The sequence below is a fragment of the Olivibacter ginsenosidimutans genome (assembly GCF_039542865.1).
In the GTDB taxonomy this organism is placed as follows: Bacteria; Bacteroidota; Bacteroidia; order Sphingobacteriales; family Sphingobacteriaceae; genus Olivibacter; species Olivibacter ginsenosidimutans.
The window spans coordinates 99,138-115,758 of record NZ_BAABIQ010000044.1; the positions used below are offsets into that span (position 1 = coordinate 99,138).

At 40.1% G+C, this 16,621-nt stretch carries 11 protein-coding genes; all 11 read right to left on the reverse strand.

All coding sequences use genetic code 11. From position 1 onward, the window contains the following. Position 1: 1 nt before the first annotated feature. The 11 genes from ABD930_RS19980 to ABD930_RS20030 all read right to left on the reverse strand — a co-directional run bounded on the left by ABD930_RS19980 (position 2) and on the right by ABD930_RS20030 (position 16,600). The gene (locus ABD930_RS19980; protein WP_345234691.1) at positions 2–1,312 is read right to left on the reverse strand and encodes an MFS transporter; all 1,311 of its coding nucleotides are present in this window, start codon (positions 1,310–1,312) and stop codon (positions 2–4) included. Beyond that, a complete protein-coding gene (locus tag ABD930_RS19985) occupies positions 1,309–1,779 on the reverse strand; it encodes an RES family NAD+ phosphorylase (RefSeq protein ID WP_345234693.1) in 471 nt (156 codons plus the stop codon). The genes ABD930_RS19980 and ABD930_RS19985 overlap by 4 nt, the downstream gene beginning before the upstream one ends. Continuing rightward, entirely contained in the window at positions 1,776–2,204 is a 429-nt protein-coding gene (gene parS / locus ABD930_RS19990; protein ID WP_345234695.1) for a type II RES/Xre toxin-antitoxin system antitoxin, read from the reverse strand. Before parS ends, ABD930_RS19985 begins: the two co-directional genes overlap by 4 nt. Before the next feature lie 224 nt (positions 2,205–2,428). Further along, on the reverse strand, positions 2,429–4,147 hold the full coding sequence (locus ABD930_RS19995) for a RagB/SusD family nutrient uptake outer membrane protein (RefSeq protein WP_345234697.1): 1,719 nt from the start codon (positions 4,145–4,147) through the stop codon (positions 2,429–2,431). Positions 4,148–4,158: 11 nt separating this feature from the next. Next, positions 4,159–7,668 carry a SusC/RagA family TonB-linked outer membrane protein gene (locus ABD930_RS20000; protein WP_345234700.1) on the reverse strand — a complete coding sequence of 1,170 codons (3,510 nt, stop codon included), beginning with the start codon at positions 7,666–7,668 and terminating at the stop codon, positions 4,159–4,161. 156 nt (positions 7,669–7,824) lie between these two features. Continuing rightward, positions 7,825–8,847 (reverse strand): FecR family protein, encoded by a 1,023-nt coding sequence (locus ABD930_RS20005; protein ID WP_345234702.1) that lies wholly within the window; start codon positions 8,845–8,847, stop codon positions 7,825–7,827. Between the two features lie 150 nt (positions 8,848–8,997). Then, positions 8,998–9,579 (reverse strand): sigma-70 family RNA polymerase sigma factor, encoded by a 582-nt coding sequence (locus ABD930_RS20010; RefSeq protein ID WP_345234704.1) that lies wholly within the window; start codon positions 9,577–9,579, stop codon positions 8,998–9,000. Between the two features lie 152 nt (positions 9,580–9,731). Next, positions 9,732–11,639: a RecQ family ATP-dependent DNA helicase gene (locus tag ABD930_RS20015; protein WP_345234706.1), complete on the reverse strand. Its 1,908-nt coding sequence runs from the start codon at positions 11,637–11,639 to the stop codon at positions 9,732–9,734. 1 nt (position 11,640) lies between these two features. Next, a complete protein-coding gene (locus ABD930_RS20020) occupies positions 11,641–13,758 on the reverse strand; it encodes a ComEC/Rec2 family competence protein (protein WP_345234708.1) in 2,118 nt (705 codons plus the stop codon). 9 nt (positions 13,759–13,767) lie between these two features. Then, positions 13,768–15,813 carry a ComEA family DNA-binding protein gene (locus tag ABD930_RS20025; RefSeq protein ID WP_345234710.1) on the reverse strand — a complete coding sequence of 682 codons (2,046 nt, stop codon included), beginning with the start codon at positions 15,811–15,813 and terminating at the stop codon, positions 13,768–13,770. Continuing rightward, complete coding sequence (locus tag ABD930_RS20030; RefSeq protein ID WP_345234712.1) at positions 15,803–16,600, reverse strand: hypothetical protein; 798 nt, start codon at positions 16,598–16,600, stop codon at positions 15,803–15,805. Before ABD930_RS20030 ends, ABD930_RS20025 begins: the two co-directional genes overlap by 11 nt. Positions 16,601–16,621 lie beyond the last annotated feature (21 nt).

Consider the following 16,621-nt stretch of genomic DNA (forward strand, 5'->3'; position numbering starts at 1 on the left):
TTTATATTCTATTTTTCAACGTGTCTTTTCCCTGATTGTTCTTCCAAAGTAAACGGCAAAGAAAAAACAATCCAAAGACAAAGAACAAAGCTAAGCATAATGCAGAATATCTTATATTTTCGGTACGTTCTTCTATAAAAGCAAAGGAGAACAAACCGATAACAATAGCTAACTTTTCTGTAACATCATAAAAACTAAAAAAGGAAGTTGTATCCGTTTCTTTCTCTGGAATAAACTTGGCGTATGTTGATCGTGATAGGGATTGAATTCCACCCATAATTAATCCAACAACGGCGGCCAAAGCATAGAACTGACCTTCTGTACGAATCGCATAAGCGCTAACACAAACGGCTATCCAAACCAATACAACCCCCGCCAATACCTGAATATTTTCCAAACGAGTAGCTAAGGCAGACATAAGATATGCACCTAAAATAGCTACTAATTGAATCAATAATATAGTAATTATTAATTTGTCTGTTCCCAAATGAAGAATTTTCTCCCCAAACGCCGCAGCCACCAACATCGTTGTTTGCACCCCCATGGCATAAAAGAAATAGGCAGCCAAAAATCGTTTCAGTCTGGAAAGCTGTTGGATTTTCCTCCAGACAATGGTCAATTCCAAAAAACCATTTTTTAGTACATGGGTGCTCGTACCTTTTTTATTGGCTTTACCCGGAGGCAATTTACGAAAGGGGATCTGTGAAAAGCCGATCCACCAAAGCCCAACCAATAGAAAAGATAATCGTGGGGCCAATGTTGGATCACTTATCCCAAACCATTCTGGTTTGAGTACAAATACAAAACAAATTAGCTGCAAGATAACGCTTCCTACATAACCGTATGCAAAGCCTTGAGCGCTCACCCGATCCTGTTCATCAACCGTAGCAATTTCCGGAAGATAAGAATTGTTAAATAATACACCACCAATATAACCCATTGCAGCTAGCGTACTGCAAATAATCCCAAACGCTAAGGTTTCCAGCTTAAAAAAGTATAATCCAATACAGGCCAATCCTCCCATGTAGGTAAATCCTTTCATAAACGATTTCTTATTACCCCGATTATCGGCGATTGCCGAAAGTATTGGTAAAACAAGCGCCATAACGAGATACGCAAAAGCCAGAGAATAATTAGCAAGTGCTGTATTGATAAAACGGAAACCGAAAAAACTCACCCGATCTCCTGTAGCATCCGTTGTGGTAATAGCGGTATAGTAAGCGGGAAAGATGGTTGATGTAATGACGAGATTATATGCGGAGTTTGACCAATCAAACATCGCCCAAGCTCTTATGGTAGCTTTATCACTCATGATAAATGATGTTGAAATAAACGTCTGTCGAAGACAAAAGGTCTTTGCTCAAGCATTTTAACTTGCGGAAATAAGGGATGATGCGGATTGATCAAGGCCACAAAATCATCGTGCACGACTGCCGATGGTACTTGCAGCACCAAATAATCCGATTTCCGGATAAATGCATCGCCTATTCTTTGTGTTGAATATATCGGTGGATAATGAAACCAGCCATTGGGTAAATCTATTTGAGGCAACACCTTCATTCCTCCTTCATCGGGCACATACAGTGTTACCATAACGAAATCCTTTGGCAAAATGCCCAAAGGCAGATGCACGGCCACTTCAGCCATAGCTAAGGCTCTGGATGGGCAGGTGTACAACATCGGCACCCCTACGCTATTCCAGCGTCCTCCGCACAATTCAGCACCCTTTCTAGCAATATCACGACTATATCGCGATTTAACGAGCCGATACAAAATCACGCCGGAATGCCGTTTTCTATACGAACCAAAGCGTGGCGTAACATGGTAACGCCAAATGTACTATCCAAAAGCGACTTCGGTGTCACACCTCCTAAACCTACATTCGGTAGATCAAGCCACAAATTAAAACCCGATGCATCACCAAAAGTATCTGTACCTTGATCATAAAGAAGTGCTATTTCCAGTATCTTTTCTGTATGAATGGGATCAAAGGGCTTGTTCTCTTTTTTATAACGTTGCATGGTTCTTTCGGACAGGTGTAGAAAAGAAGACCAATCGTCAATAGAAAAAGGTGTTTGTTTTGCGATTTTGACAAAATCTTCGTAGGATAAGCCCTTTCTTGAAGTATTGACAAAATATACCATATCATACTCCTTGGCAATGCCTGGAATAATACTGTTTGTAGAATAGGTTTTTGCTTTCATTTCGTTAGCCTAATGATATACATCAAATGTAACATTTCTTTTTTAAAACGACAAATGTCTTATAAGATTCAACGATGAAAAATAAAATTAACCCGCATTACGCTTTAGGCTTTAAAACCTATAGCTTATTACCTATTACTGAACTAATATAATATCCAGGTTTAACGTAAAAAGCCGAAAGAAATCACTTCTTCCGGCTTTTTATTAGTATAGAAATGGATTGGTTAATAACCGTCATTTTGTTTCAAAGCACCTCCGCTCCGATCGATTTCGTCCTGTGGTATAGGATAGTAGGTGTTTTTATCCTGAAAAGAAAGATTTTTCGAAATGCTAAGATATTTGCCTTCAAATTTCGAATAATTTTCCAAAACATCTTTAGCGACATGCCATCGCACTAGATCGTAAAACCGATGTCCTTCAAGCGCTAATTCCAAACGTCGTTCAAATCGCACAGCCTTTCGCGCATAATCTACATTTGGAAAGGAAGGATAAGGTTTAACCTTGTAAGCAGCAACTGGTGTCCCATCTACTTCTTTTGGACTTAAATTGGCGGCTCTTTCCCGTATAGCATTAATTAATTGAAGTGCATCAGCGAGATTTCCTAATTCTGTTTGACATTCAGCGGCCATTAAATAGACATCAGCTAATCGGATGATATTGACATTTAAACCGGTAATCTGTTGTGTACCAGCAACGGTATTTGTCGCAAATTGTGAACTTTCAATGGTGTGTTTCATGGCAACAAAAGGGCCAGCAAATCCTGGATCACGGATCCAACCATCTCCAGGCATAATACCCCAATCACGGAACGGCACACCTCTACGCCCAACGGTATAATCTAATCGGGGGTCAATAGCTAAATTCTTATCCACTTTGTAATCAGACTTATCATCACCACTTAATTTAAAATCAGACAAATAAGGATTATCCTGATAGGTTCCATCAAGCATCGGTAATCCATCATCTGTCACCCGATAGGAATTGACTAAATCAAATGAGGGCTGAAAAAAACCACAGCAAGAAATAGGTGCAGTACCGTAGAAGAAATTCAACATATCACCAACGTTTCCATTATCACCTGTTCCATCTGGATTAATGGTGTGCTGAACAGAAAAGATACTTTCTGGTCCATTTTCTTTAGTTACATCAAAATTATCTGTAAAGGGTAATGATGTAATATCCGGCCGACTAGCGATCACATCCTTTAACAAAGGTAGCGCTTCATCATAACGCTCTTGGTATAATAAAAACTTGCCTAAATACGCCTTCGCTGTTATCTTGTCTGCCCTACCAGCTTCATTATTGAACTTATCAGTTAGGTTATCAACCGCAAACTGCAAATCCTCTTCTATTTTAGGGTTAACATCAGCATCATTTGGAACTGCACTCGCATCTTCAGCAGCCACGGTTTCATCAACATAGGGTACATTAACAAAAATTCTTTTCAACATGAAATAGTAATGAGCTCTTAAAAATCTAGCTTCACCCTGAATTTGTATCGCTCTTTCATCGTCAAATTTCTCTCCGGAGCCTGCCTGCAATTGAGCCAGTATACGAAGGGTATTATTACAGCGCACAATCCCTTCATAAGATCGGTTCCACAAAACCTGTAAATTATCATTTGTACTTGTTGGCTTGTGCTGCTCGATCAGATTCATATTGGGTTGGTCACCATTATTACTTCCCTTATGCGCATTATCAGCTGCAACTTCTCCTAGAAGCCATTGACTTGGAGCAGAAGCATAGTTCCCCCAATCGCCATTGATATTCCCATTTAATAATGCATAGGCTCCTACTAACAAACCTTCTACGCCGTCTTTACTCTCTATTTGAGGGTACGTTAACTCCGCTTGCGGATTACGTTCTAAAAAACTTTTACTACAAGAAAATGCAGAAAACACAAGCGTTGCATATACGAAATATTTTATTCCTTTTATCTTCATGATCTTAACAATTAAAAGCCGACATTTAAACCTATAATAAACTGTCTGGAAACGGGGTAGATGCCACGATCTACACCTAATACAGGGAAGGTACTATCTTCCTGACTGACTTCTGGATCTAAACCTGTATAGTCGGTGACTGTAAATAAATTGGTTGCTCCCAAATAAACGCGCATTCTGGAAATCGCCTTGCCAAACAAGTGCTCTGCCGGGAGTGTATACCCAATCTGAAAGTTCTTTAACCTAAAGAAGCTACCATCTTGTACATAATAACTTGAAGAAGCGTACTCAAAGTCAGAAGCACCTCGATACAGTGAAGGAATAGTACTACTTGTATTGGTTGGGCTCCAAGCGTCGAGTAATCGCGTACTCAAAGCACCGTCAAAAGTGGTGAAATCTGTGAAATAACGTGTAGCTTCATACAAGTCGTTTCCTTGAGAACCATTAAAAAATAATGCCAGATCAAAGTTTTTATACGATGCATTTAGACTCAAAGAATAGATAAAATCGGGATGCGGATTACCAATAACCGTCCTGTCTTCAGGACCTATAGAACCATTTCCATCAATATCTACATATTTTAGTCCACCAACTCGCGCATCTGTATATGTTGCAGAATTTGCAAGATCTTCTTCGCTCTGGTATATACCCGCTACCTTATAACCATAGAAAGATCCAAAAGGATCACCAGCCTTCAGCACTGTAGTACTTAGACTCCGAAAATTGCCATAAATTTGCTGTGTAACACCAGGAGCTAATTCGATTACCTTATTGACATTCCGCGATATATTAACGCCAACATCAAACTTAAATGGTCTGTCATCTTCTCTTCCGTAATGATACCCTAAAGTCAATTCAACACCTTTATTCTCCATGTCGCCAACATTAACATAAGGAGACGATCCTCCTCCAACTGCTACTGAAGGTAAAGGAACGGGATAAAGCATATCACTCGTTTTTTTATTATACCAATCGAATGAACCGTCGAATTTACCATTGAGAACAGTAAAGTCCAGACCGATATTAAGTGATCTTACCTCCTCCCATTTTACCACTTCATTCTTAAATGCATTTTGTCGAACACCAGTTACCAATCCTTTACCATCTGCTATAGGGTATGAGGAAGACCCAATAGAAGACTGTAAGCGATCAAGGTATTGAAATGCGGGGATGCGTTGATTTCCAGTAATTCCATAGCCAGCCCTAATTTTTAGGTCGGTTAACCATTCCGTATTTTTCATAAATTCCTCCTGTGATAAACGCCAAGCTACACTTCCGGCAGGAAAGACACCGTATTGATGTGCTGATCCAAAATTAGAAGAACCGTCTCTTCTCACTGTTGCACTCAATAGATAGCGATCTTTGTACGAATAATCTGCTTTTCCGAAAATAGAAAATAATGAACCGACACTTCCTGTACTGGAATTTGTAATATTAGACGTACCTGCATCCAAATAATAATAATCAAGATTACCTAAGATAAAATATCCATTTCGTGAACCCACTAACTGCCGACTTCTATTTCTTATTGCTTCTGTACCTATTAAGACATTCAAATTATGTTCATCGTTAAAGTTTTTCTTATAATTCAATGTATTCGTCCAAGTCCACTCTGTATTATAACCCTGATTTTCGCTGTCGCCATTAGCATTACTACCTTCTGAAAATTCTAGATTGGGATAAGTAAGTGAAATGCCATTATAATTTTCGTAGCGAATACCAAAACTCGTACGGGCTGTCAAACCATCAACTACATCTACTTCTCCGAATATGTTTCCGAAAAAAAAGTTACTTTTATTCTTATTGTCTTTTGCACGATATAACATAGCTAAAGGATTTTGAGCATTTCCAAGTGCTCCTCCTTTAGAACCAGCAAAGTTGCCCATAATATCATAAACTGGAATAATGGTTGGAATCCGGTAGGCAAAACCGAGTGCACTCCCTTCATCTTGGTAAGTTCCTGGCGTATTGACATTACTTCCAAAACCATAATTTTCTGAATAACTATATTGAGCATTTTCACCAAAACGAAATCGGTTATTGAACGCAGAAATCTGTGTGTTTGAACGAAAATTAAACCGATCAAAACCCGTATGTTTAATCGTACCATTTTGCCCAAAATAAGCTGCAGAAACAGCGTAAGTAGCATTATCACTACCACCATTGGCTGCCAATTGATAGGATTGTAAGGGTGCGTTTTCCGTAATCTCATCAAACCAATTTGTTCCTGTTTGATTAGCTTTTGTTATTTGGTAAAATGTACTATTGTCCCTAGTATAATTGTAAAGACTTGGATTCGCATCTGCGTCAGTTACTTCTAAGCCCACTTTGGAACCTGCTAATAGGTATTCAGGCAAAACTGGCGTAGCACCGCTTCCATATAACTTGGTAAAAGAAGACCCTGGGTCTTCGCCATGGAATGAAAGCAATAAATTTTCGGCATACTGAGTAGGATTCATCATTTTAGGAAAAGAACCATTTCGCGGATCTTGTGTCCCATAGTACGCATCAAATGTTATTGCCGGTTTTCCGGTTGTTCCTTGTTTTGTTGTTATAATCACGACACCATTATTGGCTCTAGAACCATATATGGAGGCAGCCGAAGCATCTTTCAAGACCTGCATAGATTCTATATCTGCTTGATTAAGCCAACTTAATTTCCCCTCATAAGGTACACCATCTATAACGTATAATGGATCATTGTTATTGATTGTACTATATCCCCTAATGCGTATTTGGGGAGTGGAAGCGGGGGCACCATCGGTAATAATCTGTACACCAGGCGCTTTTCCTTGCATAGCTTCCACAGCACTCGCTGCCGGTTGGCTTTTCATCTGGCCAATGTCAACAACTGCAACAGCTCCCGTAAGGTCTTTCTTCCGCTGCGATGAGTAACCTGTTACTACAACTTCATCCAGATCACTGGTGGTTGGTTCTAAACTGATGTTATAAACTTGCCGACTACTGGTAACCTTGATTTCTTGCCCTACATAGCCCACGTAGGAAATAACCAGTACATCATTCACCTTTGCAGAAAACGTAAATTGCCCTTCCTCATTCGTTAAGATACCGTTACTTGATCCTTTTATGAGCACACTTACACCTGGTAATGGCTGTTTCGTTACCGCGTCAATGATCTTACCACCGATCTTAGTATCTTGCCTATTCTGAATTAATAAAATCTTCTCTCCTTCTACTTTATAGTCAATGTCCATTGGTACAAGTACCTCATTTAATACGTGTTCTAGATCACTTGTTAGGACGCCAACTTCTACTGTACGGTGGCTTTTTAAAATAGACGGACTGTAAATAAATTTTGCATGCGACTGGTTTTCTAGGTTTTCCAAAAAGCTTTTTAGCGTCATCCGCGTTTTTGTAATGCTTATTGTTCTTTTCAATGCTCCTTGAGCTTCTGCTGTATGGGCATAGGTTGTAAAGGTGCCAATAGAGATGAGCAGCGCATGAATAAAAGATATTCTCATCGCTTGTTTGGTTATAGCAATAATTCGTTCTTTTTTCATAAATTCGAAAAATTTTGGTTTGTGAAGGGCCGGCCAATATGCCGACCCATAATCATGATTTAATCTCCGACCGGCAATACCCCCATATTGCCGGTCTTTGTTTGATTGGGTTATAGTTTATGTCGTATTCATGGGCAATTAATTTGGTTTGTGTTATTATTGGATAATGATGGTTTTCTCTTCTATATGATAGGTTGTTTCGGTTACATTACAGATCAATTTCAGTTGGTTGAACAATCCCATATCGCTTAAATCACCTGTAAAGGTGATATTCTTCGCCTGTGGCTTAACTTGAATAGTTATACCGTATACGTCACTTAATCGCTTCGCCAAATCGGAAAGAGTCATTTCCTTATAAGCAGTCTCTTGCAACAATTTTTGCTTCGCCTCAATAGGAACAGGCGTTTCAGCTAGTGTTTCCCGTAGGGTCTGCTCTTTCTCGTTCAAAACCGCTCGTTGATTCATGGTAAGTTGTACGGTCACCGGTTTTTCGACAATCCGTTCTATGAAATTACTTTTCTTTGACGACCGTATAACTTCAACTTTACCCGAGTATACGATCACTTCATCATTACCTGTTGTCACTCCGGATTTAATTAAAAAACAGGTACCTAAAACCCGTGTAATCATCCCTTCATGGAAAACCACAAACGGATTCGAAGGATCGCTCTTCACATCAAAAAGCGCATCCCCAACTAAGGTAATTTCTCTCCGGTTGAATGCCTTAGGATAAGTCAGCTGCGCTCCTTTAAACAACTTAACGTTCGATGCGTCTGGCAATATAAGTTCCATCGTTCCCTGCTTATTGTTTTTAACTACAACGACAGCATGTGACTTGGCCAATACGAATTCAGGTTCTACAGGGTTACAACGCAATCGCCTATTTATCCACACCGCTCCGGCAATAATGATCACTAGTGCTGCAGCAATAGAAATATAACTATATGAAGACAAACGCTTAATCTGAGGAACTTTTTTTTTGTCTTCTTTTTGAAGAGTGACTGTATTTATTTTATCCCATAGACGTTCCTCCAAGGTCTCAAATGCCGTTTCATCTAAATCTATTTGTTCTTCAACATCGAGTAAGTCATACCAATGACGAACAATATCTTGTTCTTCTCTGGTACATTGGCCCTTTAAATAACGTTCCAATAAGTTTTGAAATGCCTTTCGACTCATAACGGGTAAAATAAATTGGTATTCCCTATTAAGGGCTCTTATAAGTATAGTAAAGCAACTATACCCAATCCCTAAAAAAAATATTTTTTTTATAAAATGGACTTGAAACGAAAGAGGTAAAAGGTTAGTAAAAAAGCGAGGGATTAATGCCTAAAAGCCAAAAACAATCAATAAAATAAATAAGAGCATATAATCTTTTAAAGCAATACGCATCACTTTAAGAGATTGTGTGATGTGGTATTCAACTGCCTTTTCAGAAATTTTCAATTGCTGTGCAATTTCTTTGACGGAACGATATTCCAGTCTACTGAGTACAAACACTTCACGGGTTTTCCGCGGAAGTAAGTTAATACCTTTCTCAATAGAAACAGAAAGTTCCCTGACAGCCAATCGTTCTTCTAACACATTACAACCAATTTCGCCATTTATTTTCTTGTTTTCGACGTAAATATCAAATTGCAGTAAATTCTTTAAATGATTAATAAAGCTAAACCGAACGGCGGATAAAAGATAGGCAGATAAATTGGAAATCTCTACAACCTGCCTACGCTCCCATAAGGATACAAATACATTCTGGGTAAGCTCTTCTGCCAATTCTTTGCTGCCTGATTTTCGAAATACTTGTAAAAAACACACTTTCCAATACCTTTTATAGATTACTTTGAATGCTTGATGGTTATTTGCCTTCAATTCCATCAATAATTCAACATCAGTAAAGTCCGTGTGCTCCATAATGTTTATAATGCGGTATGTACAAATATAAATAAACAACATTTAATTAAGCAAAACTTTGCTAAATTATATATTCCAATATAGCTACATACGGCTGCATGCATGGTTGTTTTGTCTTGACTAATAGGGTTAGTGCTAGTATTTCTAATCTATTACAAATAATATTTTCCCTGATTTAATTTTAACTTCCCACTATCCACCAAATCCCGAATAACCGAAATTCGCTCCTGTTCATCACCAGTTTGTAAGCAGGCCACCAAATCATCTAAAGACAAGGGTGCATGCGCTAATGCTGCGGTAAGCTCTGCAATAATTTTATTAGCAGACTCTTGCAATCTTGATTTTTTGTTTTGCCTTAAACAATAATCGCAAATACCACATAATTGTTTTTGTTGTTCACCAAAATAGGCCAATAACTTACGCGAGCGACAGTCGTCTGGCTTCAAATAGTTAAGCAAGGCCTCCACTTGTTCGGTAACAATTTGCTTTCGTTCCAAGATATGTTGCCTATTTACGGAGAGATGCTGGGAATCACTTCGAGGCCTCAAAAACTGCAACTGCGGTTTATCCGTCTGCGGTATATACGTAATAATTTGATACCGCTCCAACTGTTGTAAACAATTTAGGGTATCTGCCATTGACAAGGCTGCTTTACGGGCGAGATCTGCTTCTCTAAAAGGTGTATAATAATCGAAAGCCCCACCGTATGCCCGCAAAATGGTCTTGATAAATCCATCCAAATTAGCATGAGCCACTTGAAAACTGTACAAATCTTGTGCAGATACTTCAAAGCGCAAGCGTGAAGGAATATAAACGCTTTCGGACACTGTCAGCCATTCATCTCGTTCCAGAAATTTTAATGCACTAATGGTTTTTAAAGGCTCCAATTGATATCGATGGCAGAAATCGGCCAGATCAAAATCGAAGCTGAGGTTTTGACCCGCACCGTAAGCTAGCTGGAAATAGTTCCCTAAATGATAATAAATCTGGGTAATTTCTTTAACGGTAGGAAAGCTTAATTCAAGGTTTTTAAGCAAGCGTAGCTTATCCGCTTCATTGAAAAGTAAAACAGCATAGGCACTTTTTTCATCTCTACCTGCCCTGCCTGCCTCTTGATAATAAGCCTCTAAGGAATCGGGTAAATCCATATGCACCACAAAACGGACATCAGATTTATCTATTCCCATTCCGAAGGCATTGGTAGCGACAATAACCTGTATTCGATTTTTTTTCCAATCTTCTTGTTTTTTGGAGCGCTCGGGCGTTGTCAGTCCTGCATGGTAAAAATCGGCTTTAACGCCCTCCGACAGCAAAAAACGAGTAAGCTCTTGCGTCTCCCTTCTATTACGAACATAGACAATACCACTTCCACCAGTCTTTTTTATGATACCCAATAACCGTCTGGTTTTATGCACTTCCTCCAATACCAGATAGGCCAGGTTAGGACGAAAAAAACTCTTTACGAAAACAGCACTTCTTTGATCTGATCTTAACCTAAACTGTAGCTTTTCCTGAATATCTACCATCACCTTAAGGGTAGCGGTTGCGGTCAAGGCTAAGAAAGGTACTTGAGGATGCAACTCTCGGAGGGTAACTACATGCAAATAAGGCGGCCTAAAATCATACCCCCATTGTGAGATACAATGCGCTTCATCAACAGCAAATAGATTGACCTTCATATAGCGAATACGTTCGCGGACCAGTTCATTCATCAAACGTTCGGGCGACAGGTACAAAAATTTTATCTTCCCATAAATACAATTGTCCAAGGCGATATCAACTTCGCGCTTGGTCATTCCAGAAAAAATGGCCACCGCTTCAATTCCTTTTGCGTGCAAATGCTCTACCTGATCTTTCATTAACGCAATTAGTGGCGTTACTACGATACAAATGCCATCCATAGCCATAGCTGGTACTTGAAAGCAAAGGGATTTCCCTCCACCTGTCGGCATTAGCGCTAAGGTGTCTTCTCCTGCAAGTACTTGCTCAATGACTTCTTCTTGCAATGGACGGAAATGCGAATATCGCCAATAATGCTGCAGTATTTCGTAAATGGACATGCTATCGCTGCTTTTTAGCATCCCAAACATACGCAAAATTATCCTTTAGGCAGTATATCTCAAACCCGAAGCGCTTTGCTTCAGCAGCATATTTTTTTAAAGTGCGGATATGATTGGAAGCATCTAGGATCAGTATAGGTTTTCTCCTTCCCGCTTTACTAAAAACAGACAAATTACAAGAGGCATCATTTCTTAACAATAGCCAATGTGGAGTACGTGCTGGTAGTTTATTTCTCCTCTTCCCATCCAAAATGAACAATGTTCTTCCCATAAATTGAATAAGATCACCATTGATACTAAATTGGACACCGCAACTTTTAGCCGGTGAAGGAATAAATACCAAATTTTCTATGGTCGATTGCGCTTCTATGGTCGGTCTAATCGCATAGGAAAATAGGACATCTTGAGTGGATTTTATATTGCTGTATAGTATGGGCTTATTTCCATCAAGTAACGCGATAGCCATCTGTTCTTGCACATTAAATATAATGAGCTGTTTCACCGTAGCTTTGTTCCAAACACGATAGCCTGTTAGGATCGTTAATCCAATAAAACAACCAAGCATGCCGTAAAACAATTTTTTATTCGCATATTGACAGGTCAATACACAGGTGATCAAAACAAAATAAAGCATTATACATTCATACGGACTTATCCAGACACTTTTTATCGTGGCCCCTGGCCAATGGGCTACGGTTATCAGTAGTTCATTTAGCAAAGCAATTAACTTTTCCAATGCGAAGCCTATTAACCGCGTAATAGCTGCAATGGGTACCAAAAGCAAAACAAACCCGCCATAGATGATAAGCGTTGCCGGTAAAACTACCAAAAGATTGGCTACGAGAAAATACGTAGGAAAGGAATGAAAATAATATAATACTAGCGGGAAGGTTAACACTTGGGCAGCACACGATAACAAAAGGTAAGCCACCAACTGTCGACCGAACTTATGCTTGATGTTTAAACAAGCATTGGCTTTGGGGGCAATCCAGACCATGCCTATCACCGCCAAATACGAAAGTTGAAAATCTACGGCTAAGAGATACTTAGGATAAAACAGCAATAAAAAGAAAGCTGAGGCAGCGATATGATTATAGGTATGACGGGACTGTTTTCCGACCTGTCCGATCAACATAAAACTAATCATAAAGCTTGCCCGACATATGGATGAAGAAAAACCGGTAATTAAGGCGTAACACCACACCAAGATTAACAGGATAAGCAAACGTAAGCCAGAAAAATAACGGCGGTTTTCCATCCACCGCATGCCCCATGCAAAAAAGGCAAAGACGATTCCCACATGCATCCCCGAAACAGAAAGCACATGAATAGTTCCTGTAGTAGAAAATGCTTGTACCAAGTCCTTATCGAGTGCGGCGCGATACCCCAATACTAATGTCGATAAAAGTGCAGCAGAAGCTTTATTGGTTACCTGTTGTTCAAATTTGAACAGCAAATATCGTCGAAGCGTAAAGGCGTATCGTATCAATTTACTACCTTCCAAACGGCCGGTTTTTTTAATTTCCTGTGACGACAGGTATAGCTGATGCCAAATATTCCGGTTAGCCATATATTGCGCATAATCAAAGGCATGTGGGTTAAAAGGAGGATCAATCCGTTGGACATGTCCTTCCAATAAAAGCTCGTCTCCATAGCGCAAAGAAATGGGATTTTTCCGTTGATCAATCCGAAGTAAAAGGGTACCGTCCACCAGATGAAGCTCCCTTTCTTTGACGGCGGAAACCTTCAATTCTACCGATAGAAAATCCCCTCGGGAATCGGGATCGCTCACCACATAACCTAAAAAACGTGTTGCCGGATAATGGCTAAAATGCTGAGCATTCATCTCAGGAATATCTTTCCAGGTAAGCAAACAGCCTAAACCTATTAATATGGCGAAAAAACTTAAACCAGCAAGATCAAATAAACGAAAGTCTTTCCATTTACTCCTCCATGCTAAGGCGGTAAAGGTACCTAATGCCAACACCACTCCTACCAATACCACATCATAAGCGATCGAAGAAACGGGTAAATAAAAAGCCAAAAGGATACCACTTATAAACGCCGCAACGAAAAACAGGTACGGATGCTGTGCGCGGTAAATAGCTATCGGATACATGGCAATGCTTTAAAATTGTACACGGATTTGCGCCTTAATTTCCGATTTGTGCTTGCCTTCAATAGTATCCAAGCCTGATCCTAACGTTTCCTTTTGTGGATATAGAAATGCCCCATACCGACACCAAAAGTCAATTCCCCGCTTTAACTTATATCTCAGGTTTAGATAATACCGAAAACCTTTGTCGCTGTAAAAGGGAAAAGAAGAAGCATATAACACATCGTTCTCAAAAGCATAAATCCGGGCGTTATAGCCATCGGTGTGAAAATAGGCGAAACGAAAGTTTCCGGAGAAATGCCCTTGCATCGGCTTATACAGCATATCTTGGTAAACTAAATAGCCTCTTTCTTTTTGGTCCGCCTTCTTATAGTATACCCATTCGGCACGGTTGCGCATATTAAATATTGGACTCAGCCGAAATTGTATTTCTGCCCGTAGCTGCTGCCGTTTAACTTGAGCCATTGAAGACACCTGTTGTACCAAATCGCCGTTTTCCAACTTATTACGATAGCGATACCTAAACAACCATTTCGTTTGCTTATTAGGGGTTAAGGTAAGTTGTGTGAACATATCCTGACCATCCGACGGGGCATCTACTCGGTAACGAAGCCAGGGAAATTTAAAGTAATCGACATAGGCAACCCATAATAATCGTTTGCTGGGCTGAAAAATCAATCCGGTATAAAATCCCTTTTCATTAACCGGCTCACTACCTTCGGCTATAGCCTGGTTATAAAACGCATGGTAATCTTTCTGGTAATTCCTGTATTGCAGAACGAGAGACAACTCATGCGAAAGTGTACTGATCAAGCCACTAGTGTACGCCAGGCCCCCTGTAAAACTTTTAGCCAGCTCGCCAAAGGCATAGATATTCTGAAAAGCGTAACTATAATAGATGCTACTGTTGGTTAGCGCTTGTCCGCGAAACGAATAGGAATTATACAAATACTCCCTTGGTTGGATAAGACCTGCAAATTGTGTTCGAAACGTATTTACACCAATGGTAAGTCCGTTGGATTGGAATTGCGCATTAGCGCCAAAAACCAATTCTTTTAGCTTATACCGATTAGCAACTTCATTTGGAGTACGGTGAAGCCCCGTTTTGCTAATAGCGCTGTAGATATTATGATCATCAACACGATCAGCAAAGGTTGCACTTAATGGCTTATACGAAACAAAAGGTGTAATGCTTATCTTTCGTAACGCATAGGTAGCGGCTAGCCCTCGAAAAAAAGCATATTCATTGGTTGAGGTGTATGGTCGTAAGCCCATACCTAAGCGAGCTACGTGCTGTACCAATGCTCCTTTCCCAAAACTTAATCCCGACCACAATGCCAATCCCTGACCAAATTGCAGCGTATAATCTCCTAATACGATCTGTTTCCATCGGTGCTGCGATTGTAGGGCAATGCTTCCCGAATAAAAATCAAAACCCATCCGTTGTGCTCCTGTAAAGAACTGTTCGCCCGCATCTTTTTTCATATTGACGACTACCTGCAACCGTTGAGGCAGTTGATAGCGATACTTTATCAAAAGGCGATCGGCAGAGCCGAGGTACCGTGATTTTGTTGGATCAGCTATGGTGTATCCCTTCGATTGCTCTAGGATTCTACTATAACGAAAGAGCGCATCGTATTTGCCATCCTTTAGGTAATCGCCAAGACGACGTTGTGTTACTTCTGAAGACGGATCGGTTTGTACAAAGGGAAGCAGTAAACGAACCAAATCGGCTGTTAAGCCAGCAATGGATTGCAATTCATACACAGACAAATAAGAACCGGTTTCTTTCCGGCGATCGACAATTGAGGCCACCTGTAAGGGTGAAAGAAATTGTAATTCCGCTAATTCTTTACCAGAGGTTGCATTCAAATCAATGGGATGATGCAAGTAATAGATCCATCGTTCTGTAAGTTCGGTATTATCCACATCCTCAGGCAATTCATTAGCTATAGACTCCATCAACTGTTCGAGTAACAGGTCTTCGTTTGTTTGTGCTTTTAGACAGATCGAAACAACTAGCAAAAGCACCGATATCGTGCATAACCTAAAAAGCATAAGCCAAAAATAATTGCGGAGCAAAACCCAACTGCGGATGGATGATCGTGGCTAAGTCAAACGTCATTTTTCGATGGCGTAAACCGAGTCCGCAAAACTGGCTAAACTCATCGAATCCAAGACCACCTCTAAAATAGATCCAAGATGCTAATTGGTATTCCAAGCCGGTACGCACATCCGTCTTTTTTCTATAGAGTAAACGCTCCATATCACCTGTTAACAATAAGCCCTGATGTACGCGATAGCTGGTACCGAAACTCAATTGAACGGGGATCACCGCGTAAAGCGCATCGTCATAAGCGGCATAACCGGGGTTCGCTAGTTTGGCACCAACCCACCAGTTATCTTGAATACGGTACTGCAGACCCACATCTACAGAATAAGTTTGCTTGCTGTCATAGTTTGTGATACGCAACTGATGGTAATTAAGCGTTAAAGCGGTATACAAACGCTGACCAAAGGATATAGCATACGTTGCTCCGACTGTACGCTCAACGTAAACACCGGAGATACCATATTGATTGAGGTAAACGCCAAAGGTGCCTATATGCGTCGGTATAGCCATTAACAGCCCTTGTGTACGGGTGTTAGCTACATAATGGCCTTGATAATATAAAGCTACTGCTGATTGGTCTAGGGCAGCGAGACCTGCGGCATTCGCCGATAAGCTTTCCAGTCCCTGTAACGCTATCCCCGTGTTTCCCATGGCGCAATAGCGGGCAACAGATAATGCCTGAGCCGATACATTTAGGGAAAGCAATATGAATAATAGGTTTATAAAATACATAGTAACGCAAAGATAGCCTTC